At 41.9% G+C, this 14,592-nt stretch carries 14 protein-coding genes and 1 pseudogene; 5 read left to right on the forward strand and 10 right to left on the reverse strand.

Annotated elements, in window-relative coordinates:
- The first annotated feature begins 29 nt into the window (after positions 1–29).
- Positions 30–461, forward strand: coding sequence for a ketosteroid isomerase family protein (locus tag ACWATR_RS15480; RefSeq protein ID WP_460333921.1), 432 nt, complete (start codon positions 30–32; stop codon positions 459–461).
- A 30-nt stretch (positions 462–491) separates the two neighbouring features.
- Here the strand turns inward: ACWATR_RS15480 and ACWATR_RS15485 are convergent, their stop codons facing one another.
- The 3 genes from ACWATR_RS15485 to ACWATR_RS15495 form a co-directional block, all read right to left on the reverse strand.
- Positions 492–917 carry an ATP-binding protein gene (locus tag ACWATR_RS15485; protein WP_181927593.1) on the reverse strand — a complete coding sequence of 142 codons (426 nt, stop codon included), beginning with the start codon at positions 915–917 and terminating at the stop codon, positions 492–494.
- Positions 918–920: 3 nt separating this feature from the next.
- The gene (locus ACWATR_RS15490; protein WP_460333924.1) at positions 921–2,594 is read right to left on the reverse strand and encodes a SpoIIE family protein phosphatase; all 1,674 of its coding nucleotides are present in this window, start codon (positions 2,592–2,594) and stop codon (positions 921–923) included.
- Between the two features lie 163 nt (positions 2,595–2,757).
- Positions 2,758–3,477, reverse strand: coding sequence for a response regulator (locus ACWATR_RS15495; RefSeq protein ID WP_460333927.1), 720 nt, complete (start codon positions 3,475–3,477; stop codon positions 2,758–2,760).
- 330 nt (positions 3,478–3,807) lie between these two features.
- Here ACWATR_RS15495 and ACWATR_RS15500 point away from each other — a divergent pair, with 330 nt between their 5' ends.
- Positions 3,808–4,563 carry a WecB/TagA/CpsF family glycosyltransferase gene (locus tag ACWATR_RS15500; RefSeq protein WP_460333930.1) on the forward strand — a complete coding sequence of 252 codons (756 nt, stop codon included), beginning with the start codon at positions 3,808–3,810 and terminating at the stop codon, positions 4,561–4,563.
- Between the two features lie 213 nt (positions 4,564–4,776).
- On the forward strand, positions 4,777–5,523 hold the full coding sequence (ftsE, locus tag ACWATR_RS15505; RefSeq protein ID WP_460333933.1) for a cell division ATP-binding protein FtsE: 747 nt from the start codon (positions 4,777–4,779) through the stop codon (positions 5,521–5,523).
- Positions 5,524–5,639: 116 nt separating this feature from the next.
- On the opposite strand, the gene ACWATR_RS15510 is transcribed toward ftsE, so the two are convergent.
- Both ACWATR_RS15510 and ACWATR_RS15515 read right to left on the reverse strand, forming a co-directional pair.
- Positions 5,640–6,413: an armadillo-type fold-containing protein gene (locus ACWATR_RS15510; protein WP_460333936.1), complete on the reverse strand. Its 774-nt coding sequence runs from the start codon at positions 6,411–6,413 to the stop codon at positions 5,640–5,642.
- Between the two features lie 186 nt (positions 6,414–6,599).
- The gene (locus ACWATR_RS15515; RefSeq protein ID WP_460333939.1) at positions 6,600–7,184 is read right to left on the reverse strand and encodes a hypothetical protein; all 585 of its coding nucleotides are present in this window, start codon (positions 7,182–7,184) and stop codon (positions 6,600–6,602) included.
- Positions 7,185–7,715: 531 nt separating this feature from the next.
- Here ACWATR_RS15515 and ACWATR_RS15520 point away from each other — a divergent pair.
- Entirely contained in the window at positions 7,716–8,612 is an 897-nt protein-coding gene (locus ACWATR_RS15520) for an alpha/beta fold hydrolase (protein ID WP_460333942.1), read from the forward strand.
- A gap of 376 nt (positions 8,613–8,988) precedes the next feature.
- Here the strand turns inward: ACWATR_RS15520 and ACWATR_RS15525 are convergent, their stop codons facing one another.
- The 4 genes from ACWATR_RS15525 to ACWATR_RS15540 form a co-directional block, all read right to left on the reverse strand.
- A complete protein-coding gene (locus tag ACWATR_RS15525; protein ID WP_460333945.1) occupies positions 8,989–9,753 on the reverse strand; it encodes an ABC transporter ATP-binding protein in 765 nt (254 codons plus the stop codon).
- Positions 9,754–9,816: 63 nt separating this feature from the next.
- Entirely contained in the window at positions 9,817–10,389 is a 573-nt protein-coding gene (locus ACWATR_RS15530; protein WP_460333947.1) for a DOMON-like domain-containing protein, read from the reverse strand.
- The gene (locus ACWATR_RS15535; protein WP_460333950.1) at positions 10,386–11,504 is read right to left on the reverse strand and encodes a phosphotransferase enzyme family protein; all 1,119 of its coding nucleotides are present in this window, start codon (positions 11,502–11,504) and stop codon (positions 10,386–10,388) included. The genes ACWATR_RS15530 and ACWATR_RS15535 overlap by 4 nt, the downstream gene beginning before the upstream one ends.
- A 233-nt stretch (positions 11,505–11,737) precedes the next feature.
- A complete protein-coding gene (locus ACWATR_RS15540) occupies positions 11,738–13,042 on the reverse strand; it encodes a Tudor-knot domain-containing protein (RefSeq protein ID WP_460333953.1) in 1,305 nt (434 codons plus the stop codon).
- Positions 13,043–13,249: 207 nt separating this feature from the next.
- Between ACWATR_RS15540 and ACWATR_RS15545 the strand changes: the two are divergent.
- Positions 13,250–13,462 (forward strand): annotated as a pseudogene (locus tag ACWATR_RS15545) (Uma2 family endonuclease); the annotation flags it as partial.
- A 171-nt stretch (positions 13,463–13,633) separates the two neighbouring features.
- Here ACWATR_RS15545 and miaA read toward each other — a convergent pair.
- Positions 13,634–14,539 (reverse strand): tRNA (adenosine(37)-N6)-dimethylallyltransferase MiaA, encoded by a 906-nt coding sequence (miaA, locus tag ACWATR_RS15550; RefSeq protein WP_460333956.1) that lies wholly within the window; start codon positions 14,537–14,539, stop codon positions 13,634–13,636.
- Positions 14,540–14,592: the final 53 nt, after the last annotated feature.

The following is a 14,592-nucleotide window of genomic DNA, read 5'->3' on the forward strand; positions in this document are numbered from 1 at the left end:
ATTCAGATAGCATAATACAGGTAATTCCTATGACCTCTCGTGAATTGATATCTCTAACCCAGTTGAAAGAAGAATTTCACATAGATGGAATTACAGAAACAAGCATACTGAGTTATTTTGAAACTTTAAATGCAGGAGAACTTGACGCAACTGCTGCCTTATTTGCGGTAGATGGTGTGATGCGTCCACCATTTGAATCTGATATTGTGGGGAAAGATGCGATCGCAGCCTACTTAAAAGAAGAAGGCCAAAATATCAAAGCTTACCCCAACACAGGAATAGCCGAGACTTTAGAAAACGGTGACATCCAAATCCAGATAACAGGCAAAGCCAAAACTTCATGGTGTAGTGTGAATGTTTTGTGGTTATTTATCCTCAACCAACAACAGCAAATTTTTTATACTAGAATCAAACTTTTAGCTTCTCCCCAAGAGTTACTTTCTTTACGTCGTGAAAAATAGCAAATAACTATAATGGCTTATAGCGTTTGTTTACTGGACTAATTCGGGTAAAGTTGCTTGTAATTTCAGACAGTTAGCGCCATCAACTTGCAACTGGTAATCTACTTTATCCATGAGACGATTCATAATCAGCCAACCATAACCACCTTCTTGTTTTTCCAATGGGTTTGGAGCATAGTAGTTAGACATATCAAAGCCTTCGCCGTAGTCCCAAACTTCTAAGGCAAGATCCCGGTCTTTCACTTCCAAACGCAGTAAAATCGGTAAATTTGGTTTGTCTTTGTGGGCATGACGGACTGCATTTGAGTAGGCTTCTACTAAAGCCAGTCTCAAACGACTTGATTGCCGCGACCAATCTACAGATTCTCCTAGCTGAATTTTCAAACATCCCAGCAACCAGTTTTCGACAATATTCAGAAAACTCAAGTCACTCGGTACATGAAGCTCACTTTTCATGACTTACAAAATCTCCAGCGAAAGTATAGTTTGATCGTCTTCTTGAATGTGATTATCTGCCTGGATGCGAGCTAGTAAATGGTTAAGAGAAAGTGGTTGTTGCTCTTGTTGTAAAAGTTGCCAAAGACCATCTTGATTCAGCATGGAACGGTTAACGACTTCAACACCAGACCCGTTTTTTACTGTTAAATCACAATCATTTGATATCATTGCCTCTGTAATTCCATCACTGGCTAGTAACAATGTGTCTCCAGCAGCGAGAACCAAACGACCAGATTGTGCCTGCCACTTGGGCAAGATTCCCAAAGGAACGCTGCGGACTTTGAGGTAATTAGGATTGTCAGCTAAAACGTCTTGGCGTGACCATAATAGTGGATAGATATGACCGGCATTAGTGTAGACGAGTTCCTTAGTGCTAGGGGTATAACAGGCTAACACAAGGGTGATGAAATAATTGTTGCTAATTAAATCTTCACTCAGAGCGTGGTTGAGGTTCTGCATGACCACATTCGGCTCGGCTGGCGTTTCTTGAGATAATTCTCGGCGTAACACTGAAATAATACTAGCCATGAATAAAGCAGCTGGGACGCCCTTGCCAGAAACATCACCCACTGCTAACCACAAATCGCCTTTGGGATGAACAAACACTTCAAAGAAATCGCCTCCTACTTCCCGCGCGGGATAGCAGCAGGCTTGCACCTTCACACCTTTGATATCAGGTAAACTTTGGCGTAGCAAGTTGTATTGAATTTGGCGAGCCACCTCCAACTCATTATGAATCTGCTGTTGCTTTTCTTGGAGGCGCTGGTAGAGTTTTGCTTGAGAGAGAGCTAAGGCTGCTTGTTCGGCAACACCTGCAATCAGTTGGATGTCTTCGTCTTGCCAGGGGCGATCGCTTCCCCATTGGTGGAGGGCCAGCACAGCCAATAGATGCTGCTGGTAGCTAAGTGGCACAACTAGATGATGACAAGGAATACCGTCATATATATCTTGAGCAAGTTGATAATGACGGGTTTCCAGCACTTTTTCAATTAAAAGACTGGGATCGAAGAAGCAATCTGATACAGAAGATTGAGAATCGCGGTACAAAAACTGGTCTTGTATCAGGCGATCGCCCTCTACTGGTCTTAGTAAGCAACTGGTAGCTTCAAATGTTTGTCCAATAGTTGCCACAATTTTTTGCAGCATACTGTCGTAGTCTAAAGACTCCCGAATTGCTGTTGTTACCGCATTAAACAAAGATTCTCGTCGTAGGGCCCGACGCAACTCTTGGGTGCGCTTCTTAACTAGGCGATATGTATCAGTGGCTTGCTCAACTAACGCTCTCAGCCGATCCGGATTCCAGGGTTTGGTAATGTACTTGAATACCTGACCGGAGTTAATCGCATCCACCAAATCTTCGACATCAGTAAAACCAGTTAACAAAATCCGAATCGTGTCTGGAAAGCGTTCTACGGTGCGACTAAAAAATTCAGTGCCATTCATTTCTGGCATTCTTTGGTCAGAAATAATTACCGCCATTTCGCCAAATTGATCCAAGATTTCCATAGCACCAAAGGCATGATTGGCTTTATATACTTGAAAATCTCGCCTAAAAGTACGGTAGAGTAAATCTAAGTTATCTGGCTCATCATCTACCACCATGAGCTTAAGTTTTTCCACCCCGTTCTCAGCCATATTTGACTTTATTTTTCACATATTTGAATGGCGAGATAGTGTGATATTTATCTCACCTGATAAGTAACAAAAAATCAGAGAAGCCATTCACTTTGAAAATATGACTTTTTCAAAGTTGTGAGTTCCCCTTGATCATCCTCAATTGTCCACTGCAAAATTAACTTTATCCAACTAACCCAGAACGCAATGCGCGTACTGCTGCTTGGGTACGGTCATCTGCACATAGTTTATTCAAAATATTGCGAACGTGAGTTTTAACAGTCCCAACAGTGATATAAAGTCTTTCTGCAATTACTGCATTACTACAACCTTCGACAATCAACTGTAACACTTCCAATTCCCTTTCTGTCAGGGTGTAAGGCTGAATTTCCTCCGAATTCTCAAAAGAATCAGGGTTAGGGGCAATAGTCTTAGTATCGACAAAAGCCGATTCCAACTTTTGGGGATTTTGTTGCGCTTGTTGTAATACTATCCGAGCGATCGCGGGATCTATCCAGGCGTTGCCATTGTAAGTTACTCGCACTGCTTCCAGCAAATTATCAAATTTGATATCTTTCATACAGTAAGAGTCTGCGCCAGCGGCAAAAGCTGCCAACACCGCTTCTTTATTATCCCGTAGTGTCAAAATTAGCACTTTTGTCAGTAGCTGCTGCCCATTAGTAGTAGATTTTACCTCCCGTGTTAACTCAATGCCATCCTTATCTGGTAAACCAATATCTACAATGGCAATATCTGGTCGTAACATTTTTAACATTTTTAGCCCCTCAACAGCATTGGCAGCTTCACCTACAACTTCAATTTCATCCTTTTGCAGTAATGCTGTCCGAATACCTACACGAGTTAGGTCATGATCTTCAATTAGAGCGATACGAATTTTACTCATAGCCAACTTCAGCCCGTTACACTACCTTAACCATAAAGTCGAGTTTCGTGACATACTCCCACACTAACTGTAAGCAGTATAGTGGGGGCTTCTGTTCCCGGAACCAGAGTTGTGAGTTGAGCGTTTTATACTGAGTGAATATTACACTTTAACAATAAAATTTGGACTGATTTAGTCCAAGTACAAGCGCCCAAGACTAGTTAGTTTAATTATGCTTTCTATCGTTGCAGGGCAATAGAGAATCCCTCCTGCCTAAGTTCTAATATAAAAAAATTTGATAAACTTAACATTCAAGCGAAATCTGGTGTGAGAGTTACTCAAGAATAGGCTATGTCTAACGGCAATCAAGCATTTTCGGTGTTGGGAATACCAGTTCATGTGATGGCTAACTATCCAGGCTGGTTGTTAGAATGCCTGCACGCAGGCAAGGGAACTCATGTAGTAACGCTCAATGCAGAAATGACTATGCAGGCAGAGCGAAATCAATTATTAGCTCAGGTCATTAAAAATGCTGAACTCGTGATTCCAGATGGAGCGGGGGTTGTTCTGTATTTGCGGTGGCTATTATGGCAAAAAGTTCAGCGTTTTCCGGGGATTGAGTTAGCCGAAAAGCTTTTGCAAGAACTTGGGCAACAGAAAACAGGAGCAAAGGTATTTTTCTATGGAGCAGCACCTGGAGTAGCTACAAATGCGGCAGATTTTTGGCAGCAGCAAATTCCAGACCTAAATATAGTAGGCACTCACTCAGGCTACCATTCTCCAGAAGAAGAAGCGCAATTGCGAGAAACTCTTACTCAATTGCAGCCACAAGTGATTTTTGTCGGTTTAGGAGTGCCACGTCAAGAGTTATGGATTGCCGAAAACCGCCATTTGTGTCCTCAAGCAATTTGGATTGGCGTCGGTGGCAGTTTTGATATTTGGTCGGGAACTAAAACTCGTGCTCCCGCCTGGTTAGGAAATAATAATTTGGAATGGTTGTATCGGCTTTATCAAGAACCTTGGCGCTGGCGGCGGATGTTGGCTTTGCCAGAGTTTGCTGTGAAAGCGTTTATTTATCGTTTGACAGCAAAGGGTGCAATTAGTTAAGAGTGCTGTTAGCGGTAGCGGGGCGTTTAACCCGTGCTGAGTTCTGAATTCTGGGTGCTATTACTTAGTTTGTATTAAAGTATTCAAAAAATTTTAAATTTTCTTTGTTGAATTTTAAATTCCCAGGCGAAACCTGGGAATCCTTATTTTTGAGGGGAATGTCACATCTCAGTAGGCAACCTGTTTGGGTGTGGGTATGAGGAAAATTTAACAATGCCAGTATTAACAACTCAAGTTAAGACAGAAAAATCCGTTCATAAAGAAGACTGTGAAAGTCAACAGCACGATCGCAATACGATCGCAAAGGTGCAATTGCAATCTGTAACCAAGACCTATACTAACGGCACTCACGCCTTGTTAAATGCGAACCTTGAGGTAAGAAAGGGAGAATTTCTGTTTATCACGGGGCCAAGTGGTTCTGGTAAATCAACGCTCTTGAAACTACTGTATGGGCAAGAGTTAGCTACACAAGGAGAAGTAATTGTTGATGAATGTAATGTAGCGGATTTACGGGGCGATCGCTTGTCATTATTGCGGCGACGGATTGGCATTGTGTTTCAAGACTACAAACTGATTACCCAAAGAACCGTAGCGGAAAATGTGACTTTTGTGCTGCAAGCTCAAGGGTATACCCGTAAAGAAATTCAACGACGTTTAGAACCAACTTTAAAGCTGGTAGGATTGCTGAGTAAAGCTGACTGCTTTCCAGACCAACTGTCAGGGGGAGAGCAACAGCGGGTGAGTATTGCTCGTGCGATCATTGGTACGCCACCCTTGTTGTTGGCAGATGAGCCTACTGGAAATCTTGATCCAGATAATTCCTGGCAAGTGATCCAGATTCTCCAGAAGTTAAATTCCTTTGGGGCTACAGTAATCGTTACCACCCACGACGAACAATTAGTGCGGCGATGCAATCATCCGGTAGTCCAAGTTCGCAATGGACGACTATCTCGAAAATAAGGATTGGGGATTGGGGATTGGGGATTGGGGATTGGGGATTGGGGATTAAAAATTAATTAGGACTCATCATTTAACCAATGACAAATGACCAATGACAAATGACCAATGACAAATGACTAATAAACGTGGTGCTTTACTTTTGCTGAGACGGGTGTGAAAGTTGTTGCTGTTTTGGGGGGTAGCACTTGTAGGCGATCGCAGGCTTGTAAACTCTTAAAAGCTGCCTCTCGAACTACAACTTCTTCTTCTCGACTGAGTAGGAGTTGCAAGCATTGGACAACATCTTGCTGCACTGAAGAATCAATTCGCTGACGGGTGATGACTTTAGTTAGTTGACGTAGGGCAATCAACCGCTTCAATGGATCTTTTTCTGTTAAATTGACTAACAACTGATCGAGATAGTCTTCTTCTCGATTTTCATAAAAGTTGACAATTTGCCAAACCAATAAAATTAAAGTTAACAGAGTACCTACGCCTTGCGCGATCGCACCAGCAGCAATCCACGGACTGCGAGAGTCAACCCAAATTGCCGCTGCCATGTAAGTGCTGACAGTAGCAATACCACCACTAATGACTGCTAGGACTAACCGACGATTTGAACTATTTAAGAAATTGCGTATTTTTGACCAGCGCAATTGCCAGTCCCACTCCTGCATTGAGTAAACCAATACCATTACTCCAATGCCGACTAAGAGAGCCAATAGCAGTTTCCAGTTCCACAACAACATAGCAACAACGATTGTCACGAACCCAAGAAATCCCCCAGGTCCAGAGAAGCGCTTAAATGTTTGCTGCTTTATGGCTCCCTTTGTCTTGAGTTTTGGAAGCGACCAGTTCCAGTTGGGGATCTGGTTGATCAATTGCTGCCAAGAAGACGAAGCCTGTGCCACAGTGTTTACCTACTTGATTACGAAATTACCTATTGTATAAGTTTTACTATGGATGAAGAAAGGATGAAGACCCAAACTACAAAATGCCCAGTTTTATGGTCGGATAGTAGACTAGTACAGCACAGCGCAAACAAAGATACCATTTTAAATCCCTGAGAGCAAGGGCATTTTGTACGTAAGTCCTAATTAAAGACAAAAACGAAACTGATCAAGGGTGAATTGACCATTAAAAGCACAGAAGGTAATGCTGTAGATGTTATTCGCACTTATAGATAATAAGGCATTGGGGGGAATTGCTGAGTCGGAATTGGCAAGATTGGAGCCTGGTAGTGCAGTTTGAGCAAGCAGTTGTCGATTGCGATCGTAGGCGGAAAGCACTAGCCGTTGCGAACTAGTGACAAAGGCGCTAACTGAGTTAACCGGACGCAAGAAAGTAGCTTCTAAAAATCCGCTTTTGGGCGCTCCCATTAAAACCGTTAGCCCTGAATAGGTTGGAAATGCTGGATTTGATGGCTGTATTGCTAGAGAATTGTGAAAAATCACTCCCCAGCGTTCGTACTGACGCTCTACTGCTTCAAAACACTTCAAGTCTTCTAAGTCTAAACAAATACAAGTAGGTGCAGTTACTTGGGCAACGTCAATTACTGGCTCGCTCTGACCCCGCCCAGCTGAAGCTTTAATTTCGTTTTGTATATTCAGCTTGTCAAGCGCAAATTTAGCGTCTTCAATCGTTGGCATTTTATTTGATTGAAGAGTAGCCTGCTTTACCATGACATCCCGCCTTACTATATACTTAGTTAATAATGCAATTATTTATACGTTAAATGCTAATTTCTGCGTATAAAAGTAGAACTAATAGCTTATTAAAATGAGCGTTTTAACTATTTTTCACGCTGAAAATTATTTATCGGTTTCTTGATACACTACCATAAAAACTTATGCTGGATTTACTCTGGAGTGATGCTCGCTACAATTAAAAAGCCTTATAAAACAGTAATTTCAACGTTAAGTTACTTTTTATTGTGAAAAAAAATCACCAAATCTTTACAAGTAATCCAGTAATTTTATATCTACTTAATCTGACGGTGGTGAGAAGCCTTAAAGTGATTGGTTGGTTGATAATAACAATGAGCGGGGAGCTTGAACTAAATACGTAAGCATCCAGAGTTACTAAAGAAGACGCGGCAAGGGTAAAACACGGGGACGTGGAAAAATTATCCAATACTCTCTCCGTATCTCTGCGTCCCAGGTCTTTTATTTTACTTGTGCCAACTAATAACTACAGTCAACAAAAAAATACTTATGTTTCAACCAATAGGATTTGAACAACGCTCCATAAATACCTCACTAGGTAGAATGGTATATTATACTGCTGCTGGAGAACCTTGGCTGGATGATGTGACTGCCAAAGATGATCGGGAAACTTTAGTGTTTCTACATGGCTTTGGTGGTGGATCTTCCGCTTATGAGTGGTCAAAAGTTTATCCAGCTTTTGCGGCTGAATATCGGGTGATTGCGCCAGATTTGATTGGTTGGGGTAGGTCTGAGCATCCAGCACGGAGTTATCAGATTGAGGATTATTTGATCACAATTCGGGAGTTTTTTGAGCAGACTTGTACTGGGCCAGTAACAGCGATCGCTTCTTCTTTGACCGGAGCATTTACAATTCGGGTAGCAGCAGATCATCCTGATTTCTTCAAGTCTTTAATTCTTACCACCCCCGCCGGACTTTCCGATTTTGGCGAAGACTACTCCCGTAGTTTTTTTGCTCAGTTAGTTAGCGTTCCTGTTGTTGATCGCTTACTTTACAGCGCTGGAATTGCTACCAGTGGCGGTGTTCGCGGCTTCCTAGAGCAACGGCAATTTGCTAAATCTAATCGAGTGTATGAGGAAATTGTCGATGCTTATCTACAATCCGCCCAACAGCCTAATGCTGAGTATGCGGCATTGTCATTTGTACGTGGCGATTTATGCTTTGATTTATCCCTTTACATTCAACAGTTAACCACCCCCACAGCCATTATTTGGGGACAAAAGTCAGAATTTACAGGGCCCTCAATTGGTCGCCGCCTTGCCGAAATTAATCCCCAAGCAATCCGATTTTTTCAACAATTAGAAGATGTGGGGTTAACACCGCAGTTGGAATTACCAGCAGTGACAATTGGATTAATTCGCAAATATTTGCCTTTGCTTAATTAGGTTCTTTAGTAGCATCTCAGTTTTGCAAATATACCTGGCGATTAGAAATCGCGGCTACACAAACTTTCGTCCGCCTGGTATTGTGAAGACAAACACAATATCAGAAATTAGACCGGAAGTCCACCAGGAAGAATGAGTCCAGCTGCGTGGACTAGCAGAAAATCGAGTTTTATAACCCAATACGGTTCAGTTAAGAGCTAATTGTACAAAATTGTGGGTTTTCGAGACACGATAAATCGCCGTCTCTACAAGTGTTTTGGTCTTATCTGAACTGTATTGTTTTATAACCCGCGTAGGCGGGTTTTGTATGTGTAGCCGCGACTTCTAGTCGCAGAGACAAGTAATAATTTAGATTTTTCAAACAACCTCTAAGAATCTACGAGACAGCCAACTGACTCAAGTCGGCTGGGGTGAGGTTGGAGTGTACGACTTGTCCATCACGAAACCAAACGATGCGCTGGGTTTGACGAGCAACTTCTGGTTCATGAGTCACCATGACAACAGTGATCCCACTGCTATTTAGTTCGCCAAAAATATCTAAGACTTCTTGGGTTGTGCGTGAATCAAGTGCGCCTGTGGGTTCATCGGCTAGGAGTACTACAGGACGATTGACAATGGCTCGGGCGATCGCTACTCTTTGTTGTTGTCCACCAGATAGTTGAGTTGGTTTGTTGTTGAGGCGATTTGCTAAACCGACTCGCGTTAGTGCAACTGTAGCGCGATCGCTTCTTTCTTTCGGACTCACGCTAGCATATACCATTGGCAGCATCACATTTTCTAATGCTGTGAGTTGGGGTAATAGATGGAATTGTTGGAAGACAAACCCCAGTTTTTTATTGCGGATGTGTGCTAAAGAGCGATCGTCCATTTGCGCCACATCAATATTATCTAAGTAATAATGTCCGCCTGTGGGTCTGTCTAGACAACCGATAATATTCATGGCTGTGGATTTCCCAGAACCAGAAGGGCCCATAATTGAACAATATTCGCCCTCGTGGATAGTCAAATTCACATCGTTGAGTGCTTTGACTTCAGTTTCGCCACTGCCATATATTTTAAAGATATTCTCCAAACGGATAATTGTTGGTTTAGGGACAGGATTGGGAACTGGGGAATCGGTAATTGAAATAGTGTTTGCCATAAGGATTTAGTTATTAGTTGCTAAAGACGCGATGATAGCGCTTCTCGTTTTGAATACCAGTCTTTACAACTTAACAATAAAACTCTCTCGAATATGAAAGTCAGCCTCCGCACCTCGATGAGTTAACGCCCAGTAAGTCACCTCACTATCTTTATGTTTAATGACAATCGTAATACCAACTTCAATAGCTTGCTCCACAGAGATGATTTTATCCAAATCGACATTTAAAGTCAGTATTAAACTATCAGCTTGATTGTCAACATTAAACGGTAGCTTTTCAAAAGCTGTTTCCTCTTGCATACCTTGACGGTAGCCATCAAAGCGATAGACATTCCAGTGTCCGACGGGGGAAAGGTTAAATTCCCAATATCGTTGAGAATCTTTGATGCCAAGGAAGAACTCAAAGCAGGTTTCTTTCCACAATTCATGCTTGCGTGATGGCGTGTTTGCTGGTGGGGCGATACCTTCTCTGCGATCCGCTACAGGCTTTGCCAACGCAATTTCTTTTAAATTGCCTCCAAGAGTGTAGCAGATGGTAAGTTGATTAGAATTTCGAGCGATATTGCCTACAATTTTTAAATTAGGAAAGAACTCGGTAGAGGAGAACGGTTGCAGGGAAAATGTCTGTTCGTTCATTTCATGTCTTGAATAATGTTGCAAATTTGCGTTTCTTGAGATTCAATACTTTCGGTAAGCTTAAACTGGACGAGCGCTCTTGCCAAGTTATGTTCTGGGTGTTTGACTTTGAAGTAAACATTCCCTGCTAAATAATCAGCAAAGAATCTCAATCCTAGTTCAAAGGTAATGAGACGGATGGCATTGTATATGTAGGCATAATCATTCTCAGTAAGAAATGCCTTGGCCACAGCAAGATAACCCTGTAGGATTTCCTGACACAGGTCAGTATCGAAACAAACACTTTCCCAATTCTCAGTTTCTTCTCCAGCCGGATTGCAACCCGATCGCAGGCAATCGCCAATATCGTAATGTACCAGACCGGGTTTCACGGTGTCCAGGTCTATAACGCTGACAGCTTGCTGGGTAACAGTGTCAAACATCACGTTATTGATTTTTGGATCGCCGTGCATCAGACGCAGAGGTAGTTTGCCTTCAGCTTTGGCATTTTCTAGGATATGTGCAAAGGTTTGGCGATCGCTAACAAACCGCAAGCAATAATTAACTTCAGCAGATTGCAACGCACTAGTTTTCGCCAAAACTTCCTCGTAATGCTGGAGATAAAGCGGTGTAATATGGAATCCTTCAAGGGTATCAGCAAGTTTTTCTGGTGGTAAATCGCTGATTAAATTGTGGAACATCCCCAAGGCATAACCGATTTCTTTGGCATGGGAGCGATCGCTCATAGTATCAAAGGACTGGGAACCTTCAATAAAGCTAATCGCCCGCCAAAATGAGCCATCTGTATCCTTCCAGTAATCTTGAGCGTTTTTGGTCAATAGTACGCGTGGCACTTCCCAGCGACGATTCAAGGGTGTATGCTGCAACCGTTTGCGAACATGCTCAGTGAAGGTACGCATATTCTGCATAATCAGTTGTGGCTGACGAAACACCTGCGTGTTGATGCGTTGCAGGACAAAATGCTGTTCTTCTGAAGAATTTAGAGTTACCAAAAATGTGTCATTAATATTACCACTTCCAAATGCTTTAACGCCTGTAACATTACTTAGTTGGACGAATTGGTCTGCGATCGCTACTAGATTTCGGGTATTCTGTGTATTGATTTCTTCTGTCATGTGTTTAACCTGTACTACTCCTCACCTACATTGCACGCAAGCAATAGGGGATATCGTAGCGCAAGTGTCAAGATAATTCGTAATTCGTAATTCGTAATTCGTAATTTGTAATTGATTACTCAAATGTAAATTATGAATTTTTAAAAGTACTATAGCAATCCTGAATCATTCGTGAAAAACAAGATCCCCGACTTCTTTGAGAAGTCGGGGATCTGTGGGTTGCAATTTAATAGTTAGGAAATCTCATCATTATCAACCCACTCGTCATAAGATGAATCATAACCAACGTAGTGAAGATAATATTGCTGACCTTGGATTTTCTCAATCGTGGCGGAATACCAAGCTTCTTGCTCATCATCCCAACATTTGACCTTTTGACCTACTGCATATCCATTCTCATCAGCGGAGCGAAGATCGCGAGTCCGAATGTCATCTTCGCCTACCCACTCGTCATAAGATGAACCGTAACCAAGGTAATGAATAAAGAATTGGTCATCTTGGATTTTTTCAATTGTTCCCTGATACCAATCCTCGTCCTCACTATCCCAAACTTCTACTGTTTTGCTTAATTCATACTGATTCTTATCTGACTTAACAGCAGATGAGACATCTTGGATCGGCTTTTGCTCCTCTTGTTTAATTTCTTCTTTTACTAAAGTATATGCTTGCAAAATTAAACTGCGAGCAACAGTTTGAATTCCCGTATGCTCATAGTAATTGGTAGTTTGATCTAGGAATGCTGCAACAAAATCTAAATTATCATCAGCAATCTGAATAAAATTACCCAAATGGCTAGAAATTGATTGCGGAGTTACGCCTGTCTTAGATACTAAGTTATTCATCCAGCCTTGCACAGAGTTGAAACCCTGACTGATAAAACCAACTTTATCAGAGGGGTTACTACCTGGGAGAAAGTTATTAACAGCTAAGAAAACCGGATTTTGAGTTATTGCGTTAGTATCAGTACCACTAATAACTCCCTGAATTTTGCTGAGAAAATCGGGGCCTAATGGGAGAATTCCATCTAGACAAACTAGAGCCGCCATTCGCATTAGGGATGCATTTTGATAGTTGTTAGCGAGAGAATTAGCAAACTCTTGGGGATTAGGTTGAGGAATGCCATTTAGTTTACAAAAGGCAATGATTTCGACAGCAATTTTTAGTACCAAGTCAATGGATTGAGTTACATCAGCCTTGGGAGTAATGTTGCCTAAAAAAGACAGAAAGCCGATTTTCTCACTAACTTTATTTGCTAAAGCCGCCGCCGCCATAGCTGTGTCTGCCTTATCAATTGTTTGATAAAGTTTAATTGCGAACTGGTAGCCTTGTTGAGGATCTTGGTATAGAGTGACGGCGCGATCGCGGATTTTCTGAATTGCCTTAGCATCGGTTTCTCCAGTGATGCTGCGAATATTATTGTCAAACCCCGTCAAATTGCTCCACTCACCTGGTGCTACATAATCAAGAGCCTTTAAAACTTTGACAGTGATATTGTCAGTCGGTAACTCGTCAACCAACTGAATAATTGATTTATCCATCAGCCGATCCTCAAAACTCCAAATATCGTTGCAACACAATTCAGATCAGCCCACACCCCACAGAAAGCCTTTCTCTCGTCGGCGATGAGCGAATTACTGAACCGTATTCATAGAGTTCCCGAACCTGACTAAAAAATAACGATGTTACCAACAGGTTCTACAACTAAGAGATATTACATAGGCGATGGACTCATCTTGACTAATCATTTGGATGGGTGTAATGACGATGATTACTATGTGCCAGATGCCAACCAGCTAGCCACTGAAGATGATACACCTCTGCATAATTTTGCATCTGCCAAACAACAACGCCTTTTAGTTAGCTATCTTTACAGTTCTCTACAAAGCCAGACTTTTTTAGTTGAAGCCAATGTCGGCATCTACCATACAGACGGTCAACCCGAAATTTTTCTCAGCTTATACCAATTCTTTTTTCCTGACTGGAGATGAACGCGCTGAACAAGCAGAAAAACGCACCGCACCCAATTATTAGCAGATAGGTTACAGGCTATGGGCGTAGATACCGACACTCTATAAGATATTAGCTGTAAAGTGGAAAGTTTTTTGTGTCTTTACATGACCAAAAAACTCTCACAAACTTGTGCAACTTACAAACTCATTTATCCGATGCCAAACCTTCTCTAATAAATCAAGATCATTCGCATCAAACCATTCAATTTTTGTATCGGCTCGGAACCAAGTACGTTGTCGCTTGGCAAATTGCCTTGTATGCAAAATTGTTAATTCTTTCGCTTCATCCAAAGAAATATTGCCAGACAAATATTGCTTAATTTCTTGATACCCCAAAGTATTCAATAAAGACAAATCAACGCCATATTTCTGACAAAGATACTCCACCTCAGCAACTAAACCATTTGCTATCATTTGCTCAGTACGCTGTTGAATGCGAACACCCAACTTTTCAACATCGCAATCTAAACCAATTTGCAAAATCGGATAATTTGGTGGATTCTCCCCTTGCTGTTCTGAAATTGGATGCCCAGTTACATAAAATACCTCTAATGCTCGTAAAGTCCGGACTGAATCATTGCCATGAATTTTTTGTGCGGCAACTGGATCAACTTGTTGTAACATTGCGTAGAGTTGTGGTTGACCGAGAGATTCCAGCTGCGATCGCAATTCTGTTTGTGGTGCAACTCTAGGGATTTTCATTCCTTGGACAATGGAACGGATATATAAACCAGTGCCACCAACTAACAAAAGTGGTGTAACATCAACAGAAGCAATTAAGGCTTGTGTTTGCTCCTGGTAGTCTGCTACTGTCATCATGTCTGTTGGATCGCAGATATCTATTAAATAGTGTGGCACCAATTTTTGTTCAGCCACAGTTGGTTTCGCCGTCCCAATATCAAACTCACGATAAACTTGACGAGAATCAGCACTGAGAATCACAGAACCCAACCGCATCGCCAAAGCCAAAGCCAAACCAGACTTACCTGTTGCCGTAGCCCCACAAATCACAATTAATTTAGTCATTAGTCATTTGTCATTAGTCATTAGTCATTTGTATGGGGCATCGGGTATTGGGC

The organism is Nostoc sp. UIC 10890, from assembly GCF_054786515.1.

Bases quoted from the DNA above. Each gene is read 5' to 3' on its own strand.
- ftsE (WP_460333933.1), top strand. From the start codon at position 4,777: ATGCCAGTATTAACAACTCAAGTTAAGACAGAAAAATCCGTTCATAAA.
- ACWATR_RS15540 (WP_460333953.1), bottom strand. From the start codon at position 13,042: ATGGATAAATCAATTATTCAGTTGGTTGACGAGTTACCGACTGACAAT.
- ACWATR_RS15490 (WP_460333924.1), bottom strand. From the start codon at position 2,594: ATGGCTGAGAACGGGGTGGAAAAACTTAAGCTCATGGTGGTAGATGAT.
- ACWATR_RS15495 (WP_460333927.1), bottom strand. From the start codon at position 3,477: ATGAGTAAAATTCGTATCGCTCTAATTGAAGATCATGACCTAACTCGT.
- miaA (WP_460333956.1), bottom strand. From the start codon at position 14,539: ATGACTAAATTAATTGTGATTTGTGGGGCTACGGCAACAGGTAAGTCT.
- ACWATR_RS15500 (WP_460333930.1), top strand. From the start codon at position 3,808: ATGTCTAACGGCAATCAAGCATTTTCGGTGTTGGGAATACCAGTTCAT.
- ACWATR_RS15525 (WP_460333945.1), bottom strand. From the start codon at position 9,753: ATGGCAAACACTATTTCAATTACCGATTCCCCAGTTCCCAATCCTGTC.
- ACWATR_RS15530 (WP_460333947.1), bottom strand. From the start codon at position 10,389: ATGAACGAACAGACATTTTCCCTGCAACCGTTCTCCTCTACCGAGTTC.
- ACWATR_RS15535 (WP_460333950.1), bottom strand. From the start codon at position 11,504: ATGACAGAAGAAATCAATACACAGAATACCCGAAATCTAGTAGCGATC.
- ACWATR_RS15480 (WP_460333921.1), top strand. From the start codon at position 30: ATGACCTCTCGTGAATTGATATCTCTAACCCAGTTGAAAGAAGAATTT.
- ACWATR_RS15485 (WP_181927593.1), bottom strand. From the start codon at position 917: ATGAAAAGTGAGCTTCATGTACCGAGTGACTTGAGTTTTCTGAATATT.
- ACWATR_RS15515 (WP_460333939.1), bottom strand. From the start codon at position 7,184: ATGGTAAAGCAGGCTACTCTTCAATCAAATAAAATGCCAACGATTGAA.
- ACWATR_RS15520 (WP_460333942.1), top strand. From the start codon at position 7,716: ATGTTTCAACCAATAGGATTTGAACAACGCTCCATAAATACCTCACTA.